General features: G+C 72.2%; 22 protein-coding genes and 1 pseudogene. 17 read left to right on the top strand and 6 right to left on the bottom strand.

What is annotated here, in order from left to right; all coding sequences use genetic code 11:
• The first annotated feature begins 271 nt into the window (after nt 1-271).
• The 3 genes from ABZ385_RS12000 to ABZ385_RS11990 all read left to right on the top strand — a co-directional run bounded on the left by ABZ385_RS12000 (nt 272) and on the right by ABZ385_RS11990 (nt 3,408).
• Nucleotides 272-2,044 (top strand): lytic transglycosylase, encoded by a 1,773-nt coding sequence (locus ABZ385_RS12000; RefSeq protein ID WP_358584759.1) that lies wholly within the window; start codon nt 272-274, stop codon nt 2,042-2,044.
• A gap of 211 nt (nt 2,045-2,255) precedes the next feature.
• Nucleotides 2,256-2,390, top strand: coding sequence for an SPW_0924 family protein (locus ABZ385_RS11995; protein WP_358584757.1), 135 nt, complete (start codon nt 2,256-2,258; stop codon nt 2,388-2,390).
• Between the two features lie 19 nt (nt 2,391-2,409).
• The gene (locus ABZ385_RS11990; RefSeq protein ID WP_358584755.1) at nt 2,410-3,408 is read left to right on the top strand and encodes a DUF3068 domain-containing protein; all 999 of its coding nucleotides are present in this window, start codon (nt 2,410-2,412) and stop codon (nt 3,406-3,408) included.
• A gap of 18 nt (nt 3,409-3,426) precedes the next feature.
• On the opposite strand, the gene hrpB is transcribed toward ABZ385_RS11990, so the two are convergent.
• Both hrpB and ABZ385_RS11980 read right to left on the bottom strand, forming a co-directional pair.
• Entirely contained in the window at nt 3,427-5,997 is a 2,571-nt protein-coding gene (gene hrpB, locus ABZ385_RS11985) for an ATP-dependent helicase HrpB (protein WP_358911184.1), read from the bottom strand.
• Between the two features lie 4 nt (nt 5,998-6,001).
• Nucleotides 6,002-6,823, bottom strand: coding sequence for a class I SAM-dependent methyltransferase (locus ABZ385_RS11980; protein ID WP_358588032.1), 822 nt, complete (start codon nt 6,821-6,823; stop codon nt 6,002-6,004).
• Nucleotides 6,824-7,177: 354 nt separating this feature from the next.
• Here ABZ385_RS11980 and rpsA point away from each other — a divergent pair, with 354 nt between their 5' ends.
• From rpsA to ABZ385_RS11960, 4 genes are all read left to right on the top strand, one after another.
• Nucleotides 7,178-8,689, top strand: coding sequence for a 30S ribosomal protein S1 (rpsA, locus tag ABZ385_RS11975; RefSeq protein ID WP_358588030.1), 1,512 nt, complete (start codon nt 7,178-7,180; stop codon nt 8,687-8,689).
• 188 nt (nt 8,690-8,877) lie between these two features.
• Nucleotides 8,878-9,816: a PAC2 family protein gene (locus ABZ385_RS11970; protein WP_358588029.1), complete on the top strand. Its 939-nt coding sequence runs from the start codon at nt 8,878-8,880 to the stop codon at nt 9,814-9,816.
• Nucleotides 9,817-9,839: 23 nt separating this feature from the next.
• Nucleotides 9,840-10,439, top strand: coding sequence for a dephospho-CoA kinase (gene coaE, locus ABZ385_RS11965; protein WP_358911182.1), 600 nt, complete (start codon nt 9,840-9,842; stop codon nt 10,437-10,439).
• A 124-nt stretch (nt 10,440-10,563) separates the two neighbouring features.
• Nucleotides 10,564-10,953, top strand: coding sequence for a tetratricopeptide repeat protein (locus ABZ385_RS11960; RefSeq protein ID WP_358911180.1), 390 nt, complete (start codon nt 10,564-10,566; stop codon nt 10,951-10,953).
• 73 nt (nt 10,954-11,026) lie between these two features.
• On the opposite strand, the gene ABZ385_RS11955 is transcribed toward ABZ385_RS11960, so the two are convergent.
• Nucleotides 11,027-11,299 carry a DUF6343 family protein gene (locus tag ABZ385_RS11955; RefSeq protein ID WP_358911178.1) on the bottom strand — a complete coding sequence of 91 codons (273 nt, stop codon included), beginning with the start codon at nt 11,297-11,299 and terminating at the stop codon, nt 11,027-11,029.
• On the opposite strand from ABZ385_RS11955, the pseudogene ABZ385_RS11950 reads away from it, so the two are divergent.
• Nucleotides 11,289-12,093 (top strand): annotated as a pseudogene (locus ABZ385_RS11950) (Tn3 family transposase). The gene ABZ385_RS11955 and the pseudogene ABZ385_RS11950 sit on opposite strands and share 11 nt — an antisense overlap.
• Nucleotides 12,090-12,236 (top strand): Tn3 family transposase, encoded by a 147-nt coding sequence (locus ABZ385_RS11945; protein WP_358588020.1) that lies wholly within the window; start codon nt 12,090-12,092, stop codon nt 12,234-12,236. Before ABZ385_RS11950 ends, ABZ385_RS11945 begins: the two are co-directional and overlap by 4 nt.
• 94 nt (nt 12,237-12,330) lie before the next feature.
• Here the strand turns inward: ABZ385_RS11945 and ABZ385_RS11940 are convergent, their stop codons facing one another.
• Together ABZ385_RS11940 and ABZ385_RS11935 are read right to left on the bottom strand one after the other, a co-directional pair.
• Complete coding sequence (locus ABZ385_RS11940; RefSeq protein WP_358697521.1) at nt 12,331-13,194, bottom strand: ABC transporter permease; 864 nt, start codon at nt 13,192-13,194, stop codon at nt 12,331-12,333.
• Nucleotides 13,191-14,102, bottom strand: coding sequence for an ATP-binding cassette domain-containing protein (locus ABZ385_RS11935; protein ID WP_358697520.1), 912 nt, complete (start codon nt 14,100-14,102; stop codon nt 13,191-13,193). Before ABZ385_RS11935 ends, ABZ385_RS11940 begins: the two co-directional genes overlap by 4 nt.
• 132 nt (nt 14,103-14,234) lie before the next feature.
• Between ABZ385_RS11935 and ABZ385_RS11930 the strand changes: the two genes are divergently transcribed.
• The 3 genes from ABZ385_RS11930 (at nt 14,235) to ABZ385_RS11920 (ending at nt 16,927) form a co-directional block, all read left to right on the top strand.
• Complete coding sequence (locus ABZ385_RS11930; protein WP_358911176.1) at nt 14,235-15,404, top strand: histidine kinase; 1,170 nt, start codon at nt 14,235-14,237, stop codon at nt 15,402-15,404.
• A complete protein-coding gene (locus ABZ385_RS11925) occupies nt 15,401-16,060 on the top strand; it encodes a response regulator transcription factor (RefSeq protein WP_358588010.1) in 660 nt (219 codons plus the stop codon). Before ABZ385_RS11930 ends, ABZ385_RS11925 begins: the two co-directional genes overlap by 4 nt.
• A gap of 441 nt (nt 16,061-16,501) precedes the next feature.
• Nucleotides 16,502-16,927, top strand: coding sequence for a DoxX family protein (locus tag ABZ385_RS11920; RefSeq protein WP_358911174.1), 426 nt, complete (start codon nt 16,502-16,504; stop codon nt 16,925-16,927).
• A gap of 92 nt (nt 16,928-17,019) precedes the next feature.
• Here the strand turns inward: ABZ385_RS11920 and ABZ385_RS11915 are convergent, their stop codons facing one another.
• Nucleotides 17,020-17,517 (bottom strand): RNA-binding S4 domain-containing protein, encoded by a 498-nt coding sequence (locus ABZ385_RS11915; protein ID WP_358911172.1) that lies wholly within the window; start codon nt 17,515-17,517, stop codon nt 17,020-17,022.
• 143 nt (nt 17,518-17,660) lie between these two features.
• Between ABZ385_RS11915 and ABZ385_RS11910 the strand changes: the two genes are divergently transcribed.
• The 5 genes from ABZ385_RS11910 (at nt 17,661) to ABZ385_RS11890 (ending at nt 23,792) form a co-directional block, all read left to right on the top strand.
• Nucleotides 17,661-19,226 (top strand): YfcC family protein, encoded by a 1,566-nt coding sequence (locus ABZ385_RS11910; RefSeq protein ID WP_358911170.1) that lies wholly within the window; start codon nt 17,661-17,663, stop codon nt 19,224-19,226.
• Between the two features lie 106 nt (nt 19,227-19,332).
• Nucleotides 19,333-20,055: a uracil-DNA glycosylase gene (locus tag ABZ385_RS11905; protein ID WP_358911169.1), complete on the top strand. Its 723-nt coding sequence runs from the start codon at nt 19,333-19,335 to the stop codon at nt 20,053-20,055.
• Between the two features lie 33 nt (nt 20,056-20,088).
• Nucleotides 20,089-21,276 (top strand): MFS transporter, encoded by a 1,188-nt coding sequence (locus tag ABZ385_RS11900; protein WP_358588000.1) that lies wholly within the window; start codon nt 20,089-20,091, stop codon nt 21,274-21,276.
• Nucleotides 21,277-21,297: 21 nt separating this feature from the next.
• Nucleotides 21,298-22,251, top strand: coding sequence for a prolyl aminopeptidase (pip, locus tag ABZ385_RS11895; RefSeq protein ID WP_358911167.1), 954 nt, complete (start codon nt 21,298-21,300; stop codon nt 22,249-22,251).
• Between the two features lie 542 nt (nt 22,252-22,793).
• Complete coding sequence (locus ABZ385_RS11890; protein WP_358911165.1) at nt 22,794-23,792, top strand: glycoside hydrolase family 6 protein; 999 nt, start codon at nt 22,794-22,796, stop codon at nt 23,790-23,792.
• Nucleotides 23,793-23,884: the final 92 nt, after the last annotated feature.

The raw sequence follows: 23,884 nt of genomic DNA, 5'->3' as shown, positions 1-23,884 counted from the left end.
AGCGGACGGTGCGCCCCGCCCCAGGGCGACTTCGAGGGGCCGGACGCCCGGCCGGAGGCCCCTGGCGTAACAGCCCTGTCGCGGCCTGTTGGCCAACCGGTAAAAACCGGGCACGAACAGGTGCCCGGGCACCGCAAGTTGTCGTAGTGTCGCCAGAGCCATCCCGCCGGGGAGTACGCGCGTACGAAAGCGACCGCGTACGGAGGCGGAGACGGCTCGCAACAGGCTGCATAAGCTGCATAAGCTGCATAAGGGGAGGGGTGGCTCGGTCATGGCACCGGTAATCGGCAGGCGACTGCGCAGAGGGGCGGTGACCAGCGCGGTGGCCGCGGCGGCCGTCGCGGCGCTGGCCGCATCGCAGGCCCCGGGCGTGACGGACGTACCGCGCGACGGGCAGACGGCGGGTGCGTCGGACACCCCGCCCGCGGGTGAGTCCGCCACCGGCGACTCGCCGTACTACACCGATCTGCCGTCCCTCAAGAGCCCCGTGCCGCCGTTCGCCCCCAACGGCGGCGACAAGGACGTGGAGGCGGGTCTGCCGGCCACCGTCCTGGACGCCTACAAGAAGGCCGAGTCGGCGCTGGCCGAGACCAGACCCGGCTGCAACCTCCCCTGGCAACTGCTCGCCGCCATCGGCAAGGTGGAGTCGGGCCAGGCCCGCGGCGGCCGCGTCGACGCGAACGGCACGACGCTCAAGCCGATCCTCGGCCCGGTCCTGAACGGCAACGGCTTCGCGAAGATCACCGACACGGACCAGGGCGCCTACGACGGCGACCGCACGCACGACCGCGCGGTCGGCCCGATGCAGTTCATCCCCTCGACGTGGGCCACCTCGGGGCAGGACGGCAACAACGACGGCGAGAAGGACCCCAACAACATCTACGACGCGGCGCTCGCCGCCGGCCACTACCTCTGCGGCACGGACCGTGACCTCGCGGTCGAGGACGACCTCCACCAGGCGATCCTCAGCTACAACCACTCCACGGAGTACCTGAACACGGTCCTGTCGTGGCTGGAGTACTACCGCCAGGGCACCCACGAGGTCCCCGACGGCAAGGGCGTCCTGCCGGACGACCGCAGCGACGGCCGCGGCCCGGGTCTCAACCCGGTCCTGACGCCCGGCAGCACCGGTTCCGCCAAGGACCCGTCCGGCAACAGGGACATGACGGGCACCTACCGGCCCGGCAACGGCGACAAGCCGGACAACGGCGGTGGCGGCAGGCCGGGCAACGGCGGCCACAAGCCCGACCCCGAGCCCCCCACGCCCACCGAGCGGGTCGCCCGCCTGAAGGATGCCGGCACCGGCACACTGGCCACGACGGCCGGCGAGACCTTCGCCCAGCGCGTCCAGGTGCGCGCGGAGGCCAAGTCGGGCTCGGCCGTCGCCAAGGTCAAGGTGAAGTTCAGGATCGCCGGTGACACGGACGCCCGCTTCGACGGCGGCGCGAGGAGCGTCGTCGTGACGACGTCCGCCACCGGCCGCGCCACCGCCCCGGTCATCAAGGCGGGCGAGAAGACAGGCCAGTTCACCGTGCGCGCCACCGTCGTGGGCCGCACGCTGACCGGCCTGGACTTCGGCGCGAAGGTCACCGAGCGCCAGGCCGACGCGCTGGCCAGGATCGGCGACGAGCCGCTGGTCTGCGAGCAGGGCAAGGAGTTCGCCGACCGGGTCGCGGTCAAGGCCACGTACAAGGGCCGGGCCGCCGCCGGTGTCGTGGCCGGCGCCACCCTGGTCAAGTCCGCGACGGACACGACGGCCAACGACAAGGGCCCCTTCTTCAAGGACGCGAACGGCAATCCGGTCCGCACCCTCAAGGGCCTGAAGACCGACGCGAACGGCCGGCTGACCCTGCCGAGGCTGTACGCGGGTGACGCGGAGGGCACGTATCTGCTGCGCGTCGTCACGGTCGGCGGGGCCACCCTCACCGTCGAGCTGAAGGTGACCGCCGCGGCCACCACGCCGACGACCCCGACCACCCCGACGACCCCCACCACCCCCGCGACCCCCACCACCCCGGCCACGCCGAGCACTCCGGCCGCCTGACCGGCCCCGGAGCCCTCCAGGGCTCCCCAGGACCGCCCCCGCGCCAACCATGGCGCGGGGGCGGTTTGCTGTCGTGCGCCGCGACGGTGCGCGGCGGGCGGCCCGATCGCCCGCCGCGCGACGTGTTCTCATCTCGCCCGCGCGTTGCTACCGTGCCCGACCTGACGGCCTATCAGTTCCGGCCGCCGCCGAGCGACCCGAAAGGCCCCGCATGCGCGCCCTCATCGCCGCCGCCGCAGGTCTCGCCGTCGCGCTCGCCCTCGTCCTGACGATCACCGCGATCGGCGCCCCGTCCGGCGAGACGTCGCCCGAGCCGCTGCTCACCACCGTCCCCGCACACCCATAGACGGAGGGAGGCCGCCGCGATGCGCCGCAAGGCCAGCCTCGTCCTGCTCGCCCTCGCCGTGTTCTGCGCGGCCATGTCCCCGCTCGTGCGCTGGTACGCCTTCCCGCGCCTGACGAAGGTCCCGCCGAACCAGTACCAGGAAGCCGTCCTGGAGGCGCGGAACCCCACCCTCATCGACTACGGCTCGATGAAGGCCGAGAAGGTCGACAAAGTGACCATCGTGCAGACCCTCAAGGGCAACGTGGAGGCCTCGGAGAAGATCGAGAAGAGCACCGACCGCGACGTCGTCGTCTGGGACGCGCTCTCCTACGTCCAGGACTCCGACGGCAAGATGGTCTCCAAGATCCCCGAGCGCTACATCTTCGACGCGCACAGCCAGCAACCGGTGCACGCCCCCGGCGAATCCGTCGACGGGGACCCCGTCCAGCGCGAGGGCATCGAGTTCAAGTGGCCCTTCCTGACGGAGAAACGGGACTACGCGTACTTCGACGCGCAGGCCCGCGTCACCCGACCCATCCACTACAAAGGAGAACGGACCTTCCGGGGCGTGCGGGTCTACTACTTCGAGCAGACCATCCCCTGGACGAAGGTCCCCTTCCCCAAGACGATGCCGGTCAAGGGCATCACCCCCGAGGCCCTCGCCGAAACCGGCACCACCCGCTGGTACACCACGGTCCGCAGGTTCTGGGTCGAGCCGACCACCGGGGCCCCCGTCTACGGCGAGGAGATCCAGAAGAACGAACTGCGCGGCGGCTCGCTCCTCGGCGGACGCGACAGGCTCACGGTCTTCGCCGGGCACGTGAAGATGCGCGAGGACTACGTCGAGAGCACCGTCGACCAGGTCAGGTCCCAGCGCGTCCTCGTCCTCCTGCTGACCTCCTACCTCCCCTGGGGCTTCCTCGCCCTCGGCCTCCTCCTGCTCGCGCTCTCCCTGTGGCTGGAAGCACACGGGCGCAGGCCGGGCACCCCGCGCCCGACAGCGGCGAGCGACCCCGACCCGCGGCCCAACACGCCCTGAGTACCTGGGCCCCACGCCTCAGGCGCTCCGGGCGTCCGCGTCCCGGCGCGCCTGGCGGGCCTTGGTGTAGCGGGTCGGCTCGGCCGCCGCCGGGTCCTCCGGCCACGGATGCTTCGGATAGCGGCCGCGCAGCTCCGCCCGCACCGCGCGGTAACCCTCGCGCCAGAAGGAGGCGAGATCGGCCGTGACGGCGGCCGGGCGCCCCGCCGGGGACAGCAGATGGACGAGCACCGGCACCCGGCCGCCCGCGATCCGCGGGGTCTCGGCCAGCCCGAACATCTCCTGCAGCTTCACCGCCAGCACGGGCCGGTCCGGGTCGCAGTAGTCGAGCCGGATGCGGGACCCGCTCGGCACCTCGAGGCGCTCCGGCGCCAGCTCGTCGAGACGGGCCGCCTCGCCGGTCGCCCACGGCAGCAGCCGCGAGAGCGCCTGACCGGCGTCGATCCGGCCCAGATCGGACCGGCGCCGCGCCTTGGACAGCTCGGGTTCCAGCCACTCGTCCACGCGCGCGTGCAGGGCGTCCTCGGCCACGTCGGGCCAGGGCGCACCGAGGTGCCGGTGCAGGAACGCCAGCCGCTCCCGCAGCTCCTGGGCGCCCCGCGACCACTTCAGCAGCCCGGTGCCCTCCTCGCGCAGCCCGGCGAGCAGTCCTTCGCGTACGAGGTAGGGGTCCGGGTTCCGCAGGGGCCGCACCACCAGTTCCAGCGCCCCCAGGCGCTCCACGTGCCGCGCCACCAGATCGCCGCCGGACCAGGCCACCTCGTCCCGCTCCGAGTGCAGCGGCGCGGCGGCGGCGCGTGCCGTCTCCTCGTCGATCTGCGCGCCCAGCAGCACGCGCGCGTGCCCGGCGTCCACGGGCCGGTCGGCCACGGCCACGGCGATCCACTCGGCCCCCGCGAGCGACGAGCCCGGCCGCAGCTCGGCGCGGGTGCCGTTGGCCATGAGGCAGACCCCGCCGCCCACCGCCCGGGCCACCCGTTCGGGGAACGCCAGGGCCGCGACGATCCCGGCCGCCTTCTCGTCGGACACGCCCCCGGCCTCCGGAGCGCTCCGCCCGGCGGAGGCCTCCGCCGCCGAAGCCAGGCGCCGCGTCTCGGTGCGCCAGCGCGCCGCGTACCCGTCGCCGCCTTGCCGCGCGGAGCGCCACGCGGCGGCGAGGTCGTCGCCGTACTCGCGGGGCGGCTCCTCGCTCAGGAGGGCCACGACCTCGGCGGCCCGCCGCGCGCCCACCCGCGGCACCGCGTCCAGCAGCGCCCGCGCCAGCCGGGGATGCAGGCCCACCCGCGCCATCCGTGTGCCCCGCGCGCTCACCCGGCCCGTGGCCCCGTCCACCGCGCCGACCGCCGTCAGGACTTCGCGCGCCGCCGCCATCGCGCCACCCGGCGGAGGATCGAGGAGGGCGAGCCCGGAGGCGTCCGGATCGCCCCAGCACGCCACCTGAAGGGCGAACGCGGCGAGGTCCGCCAGCTTGATCTCCGGAGCGGGGAAGCGGGGCAGCCGCCGGTCCTCGGCCTCCGTCCAGCACCGGTAGACGGCCCCCGGCGCCTCACGCCCGGCCCGGCCCGCGCGCTGCCGCCCCGCGGCCTGCGAGGCCCGCACGGTCGCCAGCGCGCTCAGCCCGCGCGCGTGGTCGACCCGCGGCTCGCGCGCGAGGCCCGCGTCCACGACCACCCGCACCCCGGGCACCGTCAACGACGACTCGGCCACGGACGTGGCGAGCACGACCCGCCGCCCCGGCGACCCGGCGAGGACCGCGTCCTGCACGGCGGCCGGCGCCCGCCCGTGCACCTGGAGCACCTCCACGTCCCCGAGGGCGCCCAACTGCCCGGCCACGCGTGCGATCTCCCCGACGCCGGGCAGGAAGCACAGGACGTCCCCGTCCCGTTCGGCCAGCGCTCGCCGCACCACCGACGCCACATGCGTGAGGAGCGCCGGGTCGACCCGCATCCCGTGCGGCGGCCGCACCGGCCGGGCGGGCGGCGCCCACACGACCTCCACGGGGTGCGCGGTCCCGCGCGCCTCCACCACCGGCGCGTCCCCGAGAACCCGCGCCCACCCCTCGGCGTCGGTCGTCGCGGACGCGGCCACCAGCCGCAGCTCGGGCCGCAGGGCCGCCCGCACGTCCACCAGGAAGGCGGCCACGGTGTCCGCGTCGAGGTGCCGCTCATGGCACTCGTCCAGGATCACCACGTCCACGCCGGCCAGCTCCTGGTCCCGCTGCAACCGCTGGAGCAGGACACCGGTCGTGACGACCTCCACGCGCGCGCGTGGGCCCACCACCCGCTCCCCGCGCACCGTGTAGCCGACGCTCTGCCCCACCTTCTCGCCGAGCAGCCACGCCATCCGCCGGGCGGCGGCCCGCGCGGCGATGCGCCGCGGCTCGGCGACGACGACCCGGCGTACGCCCTCGAAGGCGCCCGGCACGTCGATCAGGCCCGCGAGCGCCAGCGGCACCAGCGTCGTCTTGCCCGTGCCGGGCGGTGCGCACAGCACGGCGCTGCCCGGCCCCTCCAGGGCGGAGGAGAGGCGGGGCAGCGCGTCGCGTACGGGCAGGTCCAGGGCGGCGGGGCCGGCGGGGTCGTGGATCACCCGCTCAGTCTCGTACGCAGACGTAGATGGCCGTCCCCGGGATCAGGTTTCCGCGCAGCGGGGACCAGCCGCCCCACTCCTGGGTGTTCCAGGCGGGCCACTGCGGCTCCACGATGTCCACGAGGCGGAAACCGCCCGCCACGATGTCCCGCACCCGGTCGCCGATCGTCCTGTGGTGCTCCACGTAGACGGCGTTGCCCTCCTCGTCCTGCTCCACATAGGGAGTGCGGTCGAAGTAGGAGGCCGCCACGGTGAGCCCCTCCGGGCCGGGCTCGTCCGGGAACGCCCAGCGGATGGGGTGGGTCGCGGAGAAGACGAAACGGCCGCCGGGCCGCAGCACCCGGTGCACCTCCTTGAGGACCAGTACCGGGTCGGCGACGAAAGGCATCGCTCCGTAGGCGGAGCAGGCCAGGTCGAAGGAGGCGTCCTTGAAGGGCAGCACTCCCGCGTCGGCCTGTACGAGCGGCACCGAGCCGCCGATCCGCAGCGCGTGCTGGAGCTGGCGGTGCGAGAGGTCGAGGGCGACGGGCCGCGCGCCCTGCGACACCAGCCAGCGCGAGCACTGGGCTGCGCCGGCGCCGATCTCCAGGACGTCCTTGTCCTTGAGGTCCTCCGGCGGACCGAGCAGCTCGGCCTCCACCTCGTCCAGTCCCTCGGGTCCCCACACGAAGCGGTCGTCCCCGAGGAAGGTGCCGTGCTCATTCTGGTACTCGTCGGCGTTCCGGTCCCACCAGGAGCGGTTGGCGCGACTGCTCTCGGTGACATTCGCGTCACGGCGGGTGGCCTCGGGTTCGGGCAGCTCGGACTCTTGGATGATCGGCTCCATCGTCGTAATCTTCCGTATCCCGCGTCGCGTCTCGTCGCGAAGGGGGCGCCGTGCGGCCGCTGTGGCCTCAGGCGACAGGTTTTGTGCCGGGTATGCGGCGTTCCGCCCCGGGTGTACGCCTTCGCGCATTGACCCTGTCCGGCCGCCCCCGTATGCTACAAGTTGCGCTGCGAGCCTGCGCTCCTCAGACCTAGCAGGCTGCGCTCGCGTCTGTTGTATGTCCCCTCGGTTGTCGAGGCGCCTTCCCTTGCCGGAAGCCGCGCTTCCTTGGCTGTCCGGCTTCTGCAGAGCGAAATCGGCTCCCGGCGTTGCAGTACCTACGACTTCAATGTCCGTACCGGAGCCCTAACCCACATGACGAGCAGCACCGAGACCACCGCCACCACCCCGCAGGTAGCGGTCAACGACATCGGTAACGAGGAAGCCTTCCTCGCCGCGATCGACGAGACGATCAAGTACTTCAACGACGGCGACATCGTCGACGGCGTCATCGTGAAGGTCGACCGGGACGAGGTCCTGCTCGACATCGGTTACAAGACCGAAGGCGTTATCCCGAGCCGCGAGCTCTCGATCAAGCACGACGTCGACCCGAACGAGGTCGTCAAGGTCGGCGACGAGATCGAGGCCCTTGTTCTCCAGAAGGAGGACAAGGAAGGCCGTCTCATCCTGTCCAAGAAGCGCGCTCAGTACGAGCGTGCCTGGGGCACGATCGAGAAGATCAAGGAAGAGGACGGGATCGTCACCGGTACCGTCATCGAGGTCGTCAAGGGTGGTCTCATCCTCGACATCGGCCTCCGTGGCTTCCTGCCGGCCTCCCTGGTCGAGATGCGTCGCGTCCGCGACCTCCAGCCCTACGTGGGCAAGGAGCTCGAGGCCAAGATCATCGAGCTGGACAAGAACCGCAACAACGTGGTCCTGTCCCGCCGTGCCTGGCTGGAGCAGACCCAGAGCGAGGTCCGCCAGACCTTCCTCACGACCCTGCAGAAGGGCCAGGTCCGCTCCGGCGTCGTCTCCTCGATCGTCAACTTCGGTGCGTTCGTGGACCTCGGCGGCGTCGACGGTCTCGTCCACGTCTCCGAGCTCTCCTGGAAGCACATCGACCACCCCTCCGAGGTCGTCGAGGTCGGTCAGGAAGTCACCGTCGAGGTTCTCGACGTGGACATGGACCGCGAGCGTGTCTCCCTGTCGCTCAAGGCGACGCAGGAAGACCCGTGGCAGCAGTTCGCCCGCACGCACCAGATCGGGCAGGTCGTTCCCGGTAAGGTCACCAAGCTCGTTCCGTTCGGTGCGTTCGTGCGCGTCGACGAGGGCATCGAGGGCCTGGTCCACATCTCCGAGCTGGCCGAGCGCCACGTGGAGATCCCGGAGCAGGTCGTCCAGGTCAACGACGAGATCTTCGTCAAGGTCATCGACATCGACCTCGAGCGTCGCCGGATCTCGCTGTCGCTGAAGCAGGCCAACGAGTCCTTCGGCGCCGACCCGTCGGCCGTCGAGTTCGACCCGACCCTGTACGGCATGGCCGCGTCCTACGACGACCAGGGCAACTACATCTACCCCGAGGGCTTCGACCCCGAGACCAACGACTGGCTCGAGGGCTACGAGACCCAGCGCGAGGCCTGGGAGACCCAGTACGCCGAGGCGCAGCAGCGCTTCGAGCAGCACCAGGCTCAGGTCATCAAGTCCCGCGAGGCCGACGCCCAGGCCGAGGCCGAGGGTGCGGCGGCTCCGGCCGGCGCCGCTCCGGCCGCGTCCAGCGGTGGCGGCGGCGGTTCGTACTCCTCGGAGTCGGACGACAACTCCGGCGCGCTGGCTTCGGACGAGGCGCTCGCCGCGCTGCGCGAGAAGCTCGCCGGCGGCCAGAGCTGAGGCTCGCCTCCAGGCGGTAGTAGCTGAACACTGCGGGCCCGCACTCCTTCGGGAGTGCGGGCCCGCAGTGCTGTGCGGCGGGTGCCGGCAGTGCCCCTGACGGGCGCTCCCGTGAAGGAGTTTGAACGCGGGAATGCCCGTGGCCCTGTGTGCGTTCTCCGTTACGAACACGAGGAGGAGCGGTCACAGTGCTTGATCCGCAGGGTTTGTACGCATGGGAGCCGAAGGGCCTCGCCGTCGTCGACATGGCGCTCGCCCAGGAGTCGGCCGGACTGGTCATGCTCTACCACTTCGACGGATACATCGACGCGGGCGAGACCGGCGAGCAGATCGTCGAGCGGCTCACGGACAGCCTCCCCGGGCAGGTGGTGGCCCGGTTCGACCACGACCGGCTCGTGGACTACCGCGCCCGCCGCCCCCTGCTCACCTTCCGCCGCGACCGCTGGACGGACTACGAGGTGCCGACGCTCGACGTCCGCCTCGTCCAGGACGCCACCGGCGCGCCCTTCCTGCTGCTGTCGGGCCCCGAGCCGGACGTCGAGTGGGAGCGCTTCGCGGCCGCCGTGCAGCAGATCGTGGAACGGCTCGGCGTGCGCCTCTCGGTGAACTTCCACGGCATCCCCATGGGCGTGCCGCACACCCGCCCCGTCGGCCTGACCCCGCACGGCAACCGCACGGACCTGGTCCCGGGCCACCGCAGCCCGTTCGACGAGGCGCAGGTGCCCGGCAGCGCGGCCTCCCTGGTCGAGTACCGCCTGCTGGAGGCCGGTCACGACGTGCTGGGTGTCGCCGCGCACGTGCCGCACTACATCGCGCGCTCCGCCTACCCCGACGCGGCCCTCACGGTCCTGGAGGCGATCACCGCCGCCACCGGCCTGGTGCTGCCCGGCGTCGCGCACGGCCTGCGCACCGAGGCGCACCGCACGCAGACCGAGATCGACCGGCAGATCCAGGAGGGCGACGAGGAGCTGGTCGCCCTCATCCAGGGCCTCGAGCACCAGTACGACGCGGCGGCGGGCGCCCAGGAGCGGGGCAACATGCTCGCCGAACCGGCCGACATCCCGTCCGCCGACGAGATCGGCCGTGAATTCGAACGCTTTCTCGCCGAGCGGGAGGGCGACGCGTAGGTGCGGGGCCTAAGCTGCCGGTCATGCTGAAAGTGGGTCTGACCGGCGGAATCGGCGCCGGCAAGAGTGAAGTCTCGCGGCTGCTCGTCGCGTCCGGCGCGGTGCTGATCGACGCCGACAAGATCGCGCGCGAGGTCGTGGCGCCCGGCACGCCCGGCCTGGCGGCCGTGGTCGAGGCCTTCGGACGCGGGATCCTCGCGCCGGACGGCTCCCTGGACCGGCCCGCGCTCGGCGCGCTCGTCTTCGCCGATCCGCAGCAGCTGGCCGTCCTCAATTCGATCGTGCATCCCCTGGTCGGCGCCCGCTCCGCCGAGCTGGAACGCTCCGCGCCGCCGGACGCGGTCGTCGTCCACGACGTGCCGCTGCTCACGGAGAACGGCCTCGCGCCGCTGTACGACGTCGTGGTCGTGGTGGACGCGAGCCCCGAGACGCAGCTGGACCGCCTCGTGCGGCTGCGCGGCATGAGCGAGGAGGACGCCCGCGCGCGCATGGCCGCGCAGGCCACCCGGGAGAAGCGGCTGGAGATCGCGGACGTCGTGATCGACAACGACGGCCCGCTGGAGGGGCTGCGGGAGCGCGTCGAGGCGGTCTGGGCGGACCTCGTGCGCAGGGCGCGGGCGTAGGGCGCGGGCGTAGGGCCGTAGAACGTACCGCTCTGCCGGGGTGTCCGCACGGCCCCTGCCCGGGGTGTCCGCGCGGCCGCCCCGGCGCGGAATAGAGGCGGCTGCGGCGGGCGTTGAGACAGGGATGCGAGGGAAGGAGCCCAGCGTGCCCGACACGACCCCCGAGACCCATGTCATCGACTTCCGCGCGGCGGAGCAGCTCCTGGCCGCCCGGGACCCCCGGGGCGCGGTGAAGCTGCTCGACACGGTCATCGCCGCCCACCCGGAGAACACGGCGGCCCGGCTGCTGCGGGCGCGCGCCTTCTTCGCCGCCGCGCAGCTGCGCGCCGCCGAGCTGGAGTTCAGCATCGTGCTGGAGCGCGAGCCGGACAACGCCTTCGCGCACTTCGCGCTGGCCCGCACCTATGAGCGCGGCGCCCGGCCCGATCAGGCGCGGCGCCACTTCCGTCTGGCGGCGGCCCTGGACCCCCAGCCCGACTATCTGGCGGCGGCCCGCTTCGAGGAGCGGGGCTGACCGGCCTCGCGGAGCGGCCTGGGGGACCTTCCGTGGCTCGGCCCGGTCCGGCCGCCCGCGCCCGTCGGCCGGGTCAGGAAGCGTCCGGCGGGTCGTACGGGGGGATGTCGCGGCCCGGCTGGTAGTGCGGGCCCTGGCGGATGCGGTGCACCACCCAGGCCAGGTCGGCCGCGACCACCACCAGCAGCACCCCGCACGCCACGGCCCAGCCGGCCCGCCCGGCCAGCGCGAAGGCGACCGTTCCGAAGGCGGCCCACACCAGGCCCCATACGCTGAACCAGAAACGCATCCGCAGGGGACTGCGTGCGGTCGAGGGTTCACTGCCCGTGCGCATCATGAGCGTCATCTCCTCCTCCCAGGATAAGGAGGGGTCCAGCCAAGGTGAGCCCAAAAGGGGCAGCGAGATGATTTTGAACGCAGGGGTGGCCGGCCATGAGCTTTCGATCGCCGCCCGGCGGCACAACGAGGCGATCACCGACGTGGTGAACGCGCACGCCCAGCTCGACATGTCCCGTGCGTGGGGCAGCGGCACCACCGCCGCGGCCGACGGCACCCACTTGCACACCTACCTGGACAACCTGCTCGCCGAGACGTCCGTGCGGTACGGGAGGTGGGCGGCATCGCGTACCACCACGTCTCGGACCTGTACATCGCGCTGTTCACGCACTTCGTGCCGTGCGGTGTCTGGGAGGCCGTCTACATCATCGAGGGCCTGCTGAAGAACACCTCCGAGGTGCAGCCGACCACGGTCCACGCCGACACCCAGTCTTCTCCCTGGCCTACTTGCTGGGCATCGACCTGATGCCCAGAATCCGCGACTGGAAGGACCTGCTGTTCTTCCGCCCGAGCCGTACCACGGGTTACGAGCACATCGACGCGCTGTTCGGCGAGGTGGGCCGCAACGTCATCGACTGGAGCCTGATCGAGACCCACTTCAAGGACCTCATGCGGGCCACGGTCTCGGTCCGCGAGGGCACCATCTCCTCCACCCTGCTGCTCAAGCGGCTTCGTTCCGTCTCACGCCGCAACGCCACTTACACCGCCTTCCGCGAGGTCGGCCGGGTGACGGCCGCGACCAACAAGGTCGAGGCGTTCAACGGCTTCTCGGACTGGGTCCGCTTCGGACAGCGCGGCTGGTGATCTTCCACAACACCCTGGACATCGCGGACGTGGTCCGCGAGCGGCAGGCTGAGGGCGAGGTCATCGACCCGCTCGACCTGGCCCAGATCTCCCCGTACCTGACCGGGCACATCATGCGTTTCGGCGAGTACTCCGCCCACTAACTCGGCATCACCCCGGACGACTACGACGCCCGCCTCGACGTCGACTTCAGTGCGCTCGGCAAAGACGTGGCGGAGGCCGCCCGCTGAGCCGGTCTCAGACATCCCGGTGCCGCACGACCATCACAGCAACGGCCACCGAGACGAGCGTCCAGGCCGCGAGCGCTATCCAGGAACCCGTGATCGTGGCCGGATATTCGCCCAGGCTGGTGTGGCCGTCTGGGTTCAGCGACAGCCGGGCCTGCGCGGCCAGCGGCAGGTGGTTGCCGATCTCCTTCAAGAGCCGGTACCTCTCGCCACCGAAGAGCAGGGGCAGGATGAAGAGCATCCCCATGACGGCGACGATGGAGGCCGTGGCGTGTCTCAGAACGGCGCCGAACGCCATGCCGATGAGCGCGCAGACCGGGATGACCAGTGCGTATGCCGTGACGGCCCGCAGGCAGCCGGGGTCGTGGATGGAGAGTCCGACGTGGCGGGAGGCGAGCATCGCGTTGGTGGTGAAGAACGACGTCACGGAGACGGTCACACCGAGGACGAGGGTGAGCGCCGTGACGAGAGCGACCTTGGCCGTGATCACCGCGCGCCGGTCGGGGACGGCGGCGAGCGTGGTGCGGATCATTCCCGTGGCGTACTCGCCGAAGACTGTGATGGCGCCGAAGCTGGCCGCGGCCAGTGCCATGACGTCGGCGGCGATGCTGCCCAGGCCGTGGAACAGCGGGTCGTACGTGAAGGGCGGGAGGCCGGACATTGGGGGATGCGGCTGGTCGATGTACGGCAGGTCGGAGTGGACAGAGTTCACGTTGATGGCGATGGCGACGACGGCGCTGAGGGCGAGCACCCAATAGGTCGACCGTAGGGACCGCATCTTGATCCACTCGGCGGAGAGCAGGTCGACGAACCTGGCCACCGGTTCGGTGGCGCTCGCGGACGGCCGGGTGCCGGAGAACGTCATGGTGCTCATCGGGCTTCTCCTGCGAGGTATTCGACGCTGTCGGCGGTGAGGGACATGAACGCCGTCTCCAGGGACGAGGTGTGGGTGGCGAGCTCGTGCATCACGATGCGGTGCCGGTGGGCGAGGTCGCCGATCCGGGCTGCGGTCAGACCGGTGATCCGGCCCGCCTGGTCGCTCTCGCGGCGCACCGATGCTCCCTCGGCGATCAGCAGGGCCTCCAGGGCCGCCAGGTCGGGTGTGTGCACGGTCACGCCCAGGGAGGCATGGCGGGCTGAGAAGTCCTCCAGGCTCTCGTCGGCGATCAGCCGGCCCTGGCCGATGACGATGAGCCGGTCGGCGGTGTGCTCCATCTCGGCCATCATGTGACTGGAGACGAACACGGTGCGGCCCTCGGACGCCAGCCGGTGAAAGAGGCCACGCACCCACAGCACGCCCTCGGGGTCCAGACCATTCAGAGGCTCGTCGAACAGCAGCACCGGCGGATCGCCGAGCAGGGCGCCCGCGATGCCCAGACGCTGCTTCATCCCGAGAGAGAACCCTCCGATCCGGCGCCGCGCCGCCTTGGCCAGCCCGACCTCCTGGAGGACCTCGTCCACGCGGGCCGGCGGGATGCGGTTGCTGCGGGCCAGGGCGGACAGGTGTGCCTGTGCGGTGCGTCCGCCGTGGACATCCTGGGCGTCCAACAGTGCGCCGACGTGACGCAGTCCGCGCGGGCGGTGCGAGAAGGGAACCCCGTCCACGGTGACGGCCCCGCTGGTGGGGGCGTTCAGGCCCAGGATCATCCGCAGTGTGGTGGACTTGCCTGCGCCGTTCGGGCCGAGGAAGCCGGTGACCTTGCCCGGTTCCACAGTGAAGGTCAGGTTGTCTACGGCGACGGTGTCGCCGTACCGCTTGGTCAGCCGGGTGGATTCGATCATGGGTCCAGGCTGCCGGGGAGGGCAAGGAGCGGGCATCGGCCGGTGGATCACACTTGTGAGCCCTGCTGGTAGCCCGGGGGACTAAGCCCGTGGGCCAATGCCCCGATGGGAGCGCGTCGATAGGATCGACTGATGATCGCCACCCCCCATCCACCCCTGCTCAAACGTGTGCCACCGGGTGTGTGGGTGGCGGCCTTCTGGTCGACCCTCATCCTGGTACGCACGCTCCAACGGCCGGACGAACTGCAGCGTCTGCTCCGGTACAACGGCAACATCGAGGACGCACCGCTGCTGGTCACCGCCGTCGTCACGACCCTGGGCGCGATGCTGCTGTCCCGCGCACCGCTGGCGGGCGTGGCCATCGCGCTCGCGGGCGTCGTGTTCTCGCTCGGGATGGAGGTGCGGGCGACGCCGGTCGTGCTCTTCCTGTTGGCCGACGCGACCGTGGGCTACACCGCGGCGACCTGCTCACGGCGGGTCTCGGTCCTCGCGGCCCTGCTCCCGGTCGGCGTGCTGGCCGCGTATACGGTCTGGCGGCTGGGAAGCGGGTACGCCTTCAACCTCTCGGTGCCGGCCGCCCTGGCGCCGACCGTCGTCATCGCCTGGCTGATAGGCAACACGATCCATCAGAACCGGGCACACGCGGACACGGTTCGCGCCCAGGCCACGCAGCAGGCGGTCACGGCCGAGCGGCTGCGGATCGCCCGGGAGCTGCACGACATGGTCGCCCACAACATCGGCATCATCGCAATCCAGGCCGGCGTGGGCAGCCTGGTCATGGACACCCAGCCCGCCGAGACGCGCAAGGCGCTGGATGCCATCGAGGCCACCAGCAGGGAGACTCTCGCCGGCCTGCGGCGGATGCTCGGCGCGCTGCGCCGGAGCGACCAGGAGTCCGCGCCGCTGGATCCGCTCCCTGGTCTGGCCGCCCTCGGTGAGCTGGTCGGGAAGACCGCGGCCGCCGGGGTCCGGGTCGACGTCCGGTGGCGGGGGGAACGTCGCGACCTGCCCTCCGATGTCGACCTGGCGGCCTTCCGTATTGTCCAGGAGGCGGTCACCAACGTCGTGCGGCATTCCGGCACCCGGGACTGCAGCGTCACGGTCGACTACCGCCCTGACGAACTGGCCGTCGATATCGTCGACCTCGGCTCGGGCGGCACCGTCGCAGAATCCGGATACGGCATCGCCGGAATGCGCGAGCGGGTCAGTCTGCTGCACGGCGAGTTCAGCGCCGGGCCGCGTCCGGAAGGCGGCTTCCGCGTGGCAGCTCGGCTTCCGGTGTCTGTGGAGGCAGGCCGATGATCCGTGTCGTTCTGGTCGATGACCAGCCCCTGATCCGTTCCGGCTTGCGCGTTCTCATCGCAGACACCCCCGACCTGGAGGTAGCAGGGGAGGCCGGGGACGGTGCCGAGGCGGTGGAGCTGGTCCAACGGCTCCGGCCGGACGTCGCCATCATGGACATCCGCATGCCCGGTACGGACGGCATCGGGGCGACCCGCCGGATCAACGCGGATCCGGAGTCGAAGACCCGCGTCCTCATCCTCACTACCTTCGACGACGACGAGTACGTCTATGGCGCGCTTCGCGCCGGAGCGAGCGGCTTCCTCGTCAAGGACATGCCGCTGAAGACCATCCTCGACGGGGTCAGGGTCGTCGCCGCCGGAGATGCCCTCATAGCTCCGAGCGTCACCCGTCGTCTCATCGAGGAGTTCGCGGCACGGCCCGAACCCACCGCCACTACCCGCCGGGCGGTGGTCGACGGCATCACCGACCGGGAACGAGAGGTCCTGACCCTCGTCGGCCGCGGCCTGTCCAACGCCGAGATCGCCGAAGAGCTCACCATCAGCGTGGCAACCGCCAAGGCTCACCTCGCACGGCTCTTCACGAAACTCGACGCACGTGACCGGGTGCAGCTCGTCATCCTCGCCTACGAGATCGGCCTGGTCGCGCCCCGCTGAGGGCCAGTTGCATTCCGGCCCAGGTCGAAGCGGGCAGCCGCTGATCCCCGGCGAGCACCGGCTCAAGGGCGGGGCCCCTGCTCGGCGCCGAGCCCGGCCTGCCTGGACCCTTCGGAGCCTCGACCGATCAGGACGGCCGCGAAGACGAGCACGACCCGGCCGAGGACGCTTTCGTCGAACCGCACTGCTGATTCGCCAAGATCATCCCACTGCCCCTTTTGGGCTCACCGTGGCTGGAGCCCAGGACGGGGGCGGAGGGGGGCGAAGGGCGAGGGACTAGGACGGGCGGCGGCACGGACTGATCGACATTTTCGCGAAAGTCCGTGCGAGAGCGATGAGTTCCCGGTGGGCGGCCTGTCTATACCGGTGACAGCAGCACAGCGCGGCGGGCCGCGGCCTTTCGGGGTGCCGGCCCGCCCGACCGCTCACCGAGGAGACCCCATGGCCGCCACAGCCACCGCCGCCCCCGCCGTCCGTACCGCTCCCCGGGGCCGCGCCGCCCGCATCACGCTGCGCACCCTGCAAGTGGTACTCGGCGTGTTCTTCGCCGTGGCGAGCGGCGTGCCCAAGCTGATCGCGCACCCCACCGCCGTCGAGGGCTTCGACAAGCTCGGCTGGGGCGCGCCCGGCATGTACACCATCGGCGCCCTCGAACTGCTCGGCGGTATCGCGCTCCTGCTCCCGCTGCTGTCCTCGCTCGCCGCGACGGCGTTCATCGGCCTGATGATCGGCGCGTTCATCGTGACGGTGACGGCGTTCGGCGGGGAGAACGCGGCCACGCCGCTGGTCCTGATCGTGCCGCTCGCCTGGATCGCGTGGGCGCGGCGCGAGGAGACGACGAAGCTGGTCACCCGGCTCCGCGCCTGAAGGTGCCGGCCCTCGCGCCTGAGAAGCCGGCCCACCGCGCTTGCGCTGCCGGCCCGCCGGGCCCGCGCTGCCGGCCCTCCAGGCCCGAGCTGTCAGCCCTCCACGCCCCGCAGGCGTTCCATCTCGCGGCGGTCCCGCTTCGTGGGGCGGCCCGCGCCCCGGTCGCGGATGCCGGCCGGGGCGACGGCCTCGCGCGGCGGGGGCGGCGGGCTGTTGTCGACGTACGCCTCGGCGGCGACGGGCGCGCCCACGCGCTTGCGGATGAGGCGCTTGACCACGACGACCCGCTCCCGGCCGCCCGCCTGCCGCAGCCGTACCTCGTCGCCCACACGCACGCCGTACGCGGGCTTGACGCGGTCGCCGTTGACCCGCACATGGCCGCCCTTGCAGGCGGCGGCGCCCATCGAGCGCGTCTTGACGAGGCGGACCGACCAGATCCAGCTGTCCACGCGCACCGAGCCCCCGCCCGCCGGCGGCTCCTTCGCGCGGGCGCCCGACTCTTCCGCGTGGGCGCTCGGCGCCGTGGCGCTGCCCGCACCGGCGTCGTCCGGCGTGCGGTCCGTGCCGCCTCCTGAAGTCTCCGAAGCCATGCCCCGACCTTAGTCCGGCTTCCGCGCGCCATGGCCGGCTCCCGGCGAGCCGTCCGGAAACCGCTGAGCACCGCCGTCGATAATCCGGACCAACAGCGACAAAACGGTCCGGATGTGTCGTACGACTCCCAGGGGTGCTGCCCATGCCGTCCTTCGAAGCCAAGACGCCGGTCGGCGGGGACCCGGCCGAAGGCCCCTCGGGGAGGCGCGGGCGGCGGAAGTTCACCTTCCCCAGCGCGCTGACCGTCCTCGCCGTCGTCACCGTCGCCGTGTGGCTGCTCGCCTTCCTCGTCCCGTCCGGGCAGTACGACCGGGGCGACTCCGGCGCCCCGGTACAGGGCACCTATCACCGGGTGGGCTCCGGGCAGTCCTTCGTCGACCGCCTGAACGACCTGTTCCTCTCTCCCGTCAACGGCCTCTACGGCATCCAGGACGAGAAGACCTCGCTGGTCGCGCCGGACAACGCCGGCTCGCTGTACGGCAGCGCGGGCGTGTTCCTCTTCGTGCTCGCCATCGGCGCCTTCATCACCGTCGTGTTCGCGACCGGGGCGCTGGACCGCGGCATCGGCCGGCTCGCGCACCGGCTGCGCGAGCGCGGGGCGCTGCTCATCGCCGGCGTCATGGTCGTCTTCTCCGTCCTCGGCACCGTCGAGGGCTTCGCCGAGGAGACGCTCGGCTTCTACGGGCTGATCGTGCCGCTGATGCTCGCCCTCGGCTACGACCGTATGACCGCCGTCGGCGTCATCATCCTCGGCGCGGGCGTCGGAGTCCTGTGCTCGACGGTGAACCCCTTCGCCACGGGCGTCGCCTCCTCCGCCGCCGACATCTCCCTCGGTGACGGCATCGTGCTGCGCTGCGCCATGTGGCTCGTCCTGACCGGCGTCACGGTCGCGTACGTCATCCGCTACGCGCGGCGCGTCCAGCGCGACCCGGAGCGGTCCCTGTCCGGCTTCCTGCCGGGCGACCACGACGCCCGCGACCGCGAGCGGGGCGCCGCCGGCACGGCCGAGGTGCCGCGGCTGACCGGGCTGCACAAGGCCGTGCTCGTCGTCACCGCGCTCGTCTTCGCCTTCATGATCTTCTCGGTGGTGCCCTGGTCGAGCGCGCTCACCGGCGACGCGGACGCCACCCCGTACGGGTTCGAACTGGGCTGGTCCTTCCCCCAGTTGGCGGCCCTGTTCCTGTGTGCGGCCGTCCTCGTCGGGCTCGTCGCGCGGATGGGGGAGCAGCGGCTCAGCTCGACGATCGTCCAGGGCGCGGCCGACTTCGTCTCTCCCGCCCTGGTCATCCTGCTGGCCCGCGGCGTCACGACGATCATGAACAACTCGAAGATCACGGACACCGTGCTGCACTCCATCGAGGGTGTCGTCAAGGGCACCTCGTCCGGGCTGTTCGCGGTCATCGTCTTCCTCGTGAACCTGCCGCTGGCCTTCCTGATCCCCTCCACCTCCGGTCACGCCACGCTGGCCATGCCGATCCTCGCCCCGCTCGCCGACTTCGCCGGCGTCCCCCGCGCCGTCGTCGTCACGGCCTGGCAGTCGGCGAGCGGCTGGATGAACCTGTGGGTGCCGACGACCGCGGTGACCATCGGCGGCGTCGCGCTCGCGAAGGTCGGCTACGACCGGTACCTGCGGTTCGTGTGGCCGCTGCTCGCCGTACTGGCCGTACTGATCTGCGGATTCCTGGCGTTGGGGGCCGTGCTGTCCTGATTCTGCGTGCGTCCGGCACTGGGGGCCGCCCTGACTTGGCCGTACGTACGTCCGGCACCGGGGGCGCCGTGACTTGACCGTACGTACGTTACGTACGGTGGAGGGCATGGACGGCCTGAGCGAACTGGACGAGCGGATCACCGGCTGCCGCGCCTGCCCCCGCCTCGTCGACTGGCGCGAGGAGGTCGCGCGCACCAAACGCGCCGCCTTCGCGGACTGGACGTACTGGGGCCGCCCGGTGCCCGGCTTCGGTCCGCACGACGCCTCGCTCCTGATCATCGGCCTCGCGCCCGCCGCGCACGGCGCCAACCGCACGGGCCGGATGTTCACCGGCGACCGCTCGGGCGAGTTCCTCTACCCGGCGCTGTACGACGTCGGCCTGGCCTCGCGCCCCACCGCCGAGAGCGCCGACGACGGCCTGACGCTGCACGGCACCCGCATCACCTCGCCCGTGCACTGCGCCCCGCCCGAGAACAAGCCCACCACGCAGGAGCGCGACACCTGCCGCCCCTGGCTGGTGAGCGAGCTGAAGCTGCTCGCGCCGACGCTCAAGGCGGTCGTGGTCCTCGGCGGCTTCGGCTGGCAGGCCGCGCTGCCCGCCTTCACGGCGGCGGGCTGGGAGGTGCCGCGGCCCCGGCCGGCGTTCGGCCACGGGGCGCACGTCGTCCTGCCCGGCGGCCCCACCGGGGAGGGCCTCGACCTGTTCGGCTGCTTCCACGTCAGCCAGCGCAACACCTTCACGGGCAGGCTCACGCCCGCGATGCTGCGCGACGTGCTGCGCTCGGCCGCCGTCGAGGCGGGGCTGCACCCGGATGGCCCAGCACAGTGAGCCGTGCCGGGCGGTGATTCCTAGCGTGAGGACGTGGACGAGACTCTCGCGAAGCCCTCACCGGCCGCCTACCGCAACCTCGCCGTGGCGACCGTCGGTTTCACGCTCACCTTCTGGGCGTGGGACCTCGTGGCGCCGCTCGGCAGCGACTTCAAGGACCGCCTCGCGCTGAGTTCCTTCGAGCAGTCGCTGCTGGTCGCCGTGCCGGTGATCGTCGGCTCGCTGGGCCGCGTGCCGGTCGGCGCCCTCACCGACCGCTACGGGGCCCGGCTGATGTTCCCGCTCGTCTCGGCGCTGACCATCGTGCCGGTCCTGCTGATCATCCCCGCCCGGAACAGCTACCTCGCGATGCTCGGCGTCGGCTTCCTGCTGGGCCTCGGCGGGACGACGTTCGCCATCGGCATCCCGCTCGTCAACTCCTGGTTCCCGCCCGCCCGCAGGGGCTTCGCGCTCGGCGTCTTCGGCATGGGCATGGGCGGCGTGGCGCTCTCCGGCTACTTCACGCCGCGCATCGCCGAGCACGGCGACAACCTGCCCTTCGTCGTCGTGGCGATCGCCCTGGCCGCCTTCGCGGTGCTCGCCGCTCTGCTCATCACCGACCGCCCTGACCGGCCCGTGCCCACCAGCGCGCTCACCACCCGGCTCGGGCAGGCAGGCAGGCTGCGGGTCACCTGGGAGCTGTCGGCGCTGTACGCCATCGGCTTCGGCGGCATCGTCGCCTTCGGGGTGTACCTGCCGACGTATCTGAAGACCTGGTACGACCTCTCGCCCACCGACGCGGGGACCAAGGCGGCCGGGTTCGCGCTCGTCACCGTCGTCTTCCGGCCCGTCGGCGGCTGGCTCTCCGACCGGATCCACCCGGCCACCGTCACCTCGGTCGCCCTCGCCGTGGTCGCGCTCTTCGCCGTCGTCCAGGCCTTCGACCCGAAGCTGTACCCGATCGGCACGATCTGCTTCCTCGTCATGGCCGCCGGGCTCGGCACCGCGAGCGGCAGCGTCTTCGCGCTCGTCTCCCAGGTCACCCCGCAACCGCAGGTCGGCTCGGTCACCGGCATCGTCGGCGCCGTGGGCGGCCTCGGCGGCTTCCTCCCGCCGCTGGTCATGGGCGCCATCTACAGCGCCAAGGACTCGTACTCCATCGGCTTCATGCTGCTGTCCGACCTCGCGCTCGCCGGGTGCGTCTACGCCTACGGGCGGATGCGCAACACGAAGGCGCTCTGAAACATGCCCTAGGGTGCCGCGATGGGCCTCTATCCGGACCTCGAACCCTACGACCACGGCATGCTCGACGTCGGCGACGGCAACCACGTGTACTGGGAGACCTGTGGTAATCCGCTCGGCAAACCGGCGGTGGTGCTGCACGGCGGGCCCGGCTCCGGCTGCACGCCCTTCTTCCGCAGGTACTTCGACCCCGACGCCTACCGGATCGTGCTGCTCGACCAGCGGGGCAGCGGCCGCTCCACGCCGCGCGCGAGCGACCCGGCGACGGACATGAGCGTCAACACCACCCCCCACCTGATCGCCGACCTCGAACTGCTGCGGCGGCAGTTGGGCATCGAGCGGTGGCTGGTGTGGGGGGTGTCGTTCGGGTCGGTGCTCGGACTGCGGTACGCGCAGACGCACCCGGACCGGGTCTCGGAGCTGATCCTCACCGGGCTCGCCACGGGCAGCCGCGCAGAGGTCGCCCTCCTGACGCGGGGCCTCGGCAAGATCTTCCCCGAGGCGTGGCGGGCCTTTCGCGAGGGTGTGCCGGAAAAGGACCGGGACGGGGATCTCGCCGCCGCCTACAACCGGCTCCTGGAGTCGCCGGACCCGGCGGTGCGGGCCGCCGCCGCGCGGTCCTGGACGGACTGGGAGACGGCGTGCGTGCCGGCGCCGCCGCGTTCCGTGCCCCGCTATGAGGACGCGGCCTTCCGGGCTGGTTTCGCCCGTACCGTCACGCACTACTTCGCCCACGACCACTGGCTGGGCGGCGACGGGATCGTGCTGCGCGACACCGCCTCCCTGCGGGGCACCCCCGGCGTGATCGTCCAGGGCACCCTGGACTTCGGCAACCTCCTCGGCACCCCGTGGCGCCTCCAGCGGGACTGGCCGGAGGCGGAGTTGGTCCTCGTGGACGAGGCGGGCCACAACGCGGGGGCGCGCGGGATCGCGGCGGAACTGACGAGGGCGGCGGACCGATTCCGCCCGAACTGACGCCACCGCCGACGAGCCCTCCGGGCCCGCGACCAGCCGGCCGGCTGACGGACCAGCCCCGGCCGGCCGAAGACCTAGCCGACCGGCCCAACCGGCCCACGAACCGCCAGGCCGAGGAGCCCGCCGGTCCACCGGCCCACAGGCCGACAGGCGTCAGGCCGACGAGTCCGCCGGCCGACGTGCCCGCCGGCCCATGGGCTCACCGGCCCAGGGGCCCACCGGCCCACCGGCCCACCAGCCCACCGGCCCAGGGGCCGACAGGCGCCAGGCCGATGTGGCCGCCAGCCCACGGGCGGGCCAGCCCACGAGCCCACCGGCCCACCGGCCCACCGGCCCACCGGCCGACCGGCCGGGCGAGGGTCGTCAGTCCGGTGGGCGGGCTAGGCGAGCCGGTCTGGGTCGGGCGGCGTGTTGGACACGCCGCCGGGAGAGTGGTTTTTTCGGGTTCCGGAGGGGGTTCGGCCGTGGCCGGGGGCGGGGCGCCCGCAGACTCCGGGGAACCGCGCCGGGCAGCTCCGGCGCCGACCGCCTGGAGCCGCCCGGTGACCCTGCCGTCCTCTCACCGCGCACGCCCCCGATTCCCGCTCTCCCGACTGATCGTCGCCGCCGCCCTCCTCCTCGGCGCGGCCGCCACCGGCGGCACGGCGGCGGGTGCCCCGCCCGGGGCGGCGCCCGTCTTCTGGGTCGACCCGACCAGTTACGCCGCCCGGCAGGCCGCCCAGTGGCGCGCGGCCGGACGCCTCGACGACGCCCTGCTCATCGACCGCATCGCGACGCGGCCCCAGGCCGTGTGGCCGGGCGAGGGCGCGCCCGGCGCCGTCGTACTGGCCCACGCGCAGGCGGCGGCCATGACCGGGCACACCCCCGTTTTCGTCGCCTATTTCATTCCGCACCGCGACTGCGCCGCCTACTCCAAGGGCGGCGCCCGCGACGCCGCCCACTACCGCCGGTGGATCGAGGAGTTCGCCTCGGGCCTCGGCACCTCGGACGCGTACGTCATCGTGGAACCGGACGCCGTCGCCCACATGGTGGCGGGCTGCCCCGGGGCGGACGCCGCCGAGCGCTACGAACTGCTCGCCCATGCCGTACGACGCCTCAAGAGCCGCCCGCACACCAAGGTGTACCTCGACGCGGGCAACGCCGGCTGGATCCCCGAGGCGCAGCGCCTGGTCGCCCCGCTGCGCAGCGCCGGTATCGACGAGGCCGACGGCTTCGCTCTGAACGTCTCCAACTTCCACACCAACGAGGTCAGCGCGGAGTACGGGCACCGGGTCGCCGCGGCGCTTGGCGGGGGCAAGCACTTCGTCGTCGACAGCAGCCGCAACGGCAACGGCCCCTACACCGGCACCGAGGCCTGGTGCAATCCGCCGGACCGCGCGCTCGGCACCCCGCCCACCACCGCGACCGGCGACCCCGCCCTCGACGCGTACCTGTGGATCAAACGCCCCGGCGAGTCCGACGGCACCTGCCGAGGCGGCCCACAGGCCGGCCAGTGGTGGCCGGAGTACGCGCTGGGCCTCGCCCGCCGGGCGCGAAGTTAGGGCGTGTTTCGAAAGTAGCGTCGTCCGCCCGCAGGGCGGGCCTGGCGGCGTCTGGTGCGTGCGATCGCAAGGCGGAGGGTCGCCCCGATACT

Origin of the sequence: Streptomyces sp. NPDC005898, from assembly GCF_040629635.1 — a bacterium.
GTDB lineage: Bacteria > Actinomycetota > Actinomycetes > Streptomycetales > Streptomycetaceae > Streptomyces.
This window is presented reverse-complemented; position numbering and strand designations above follow the sequence as displayed.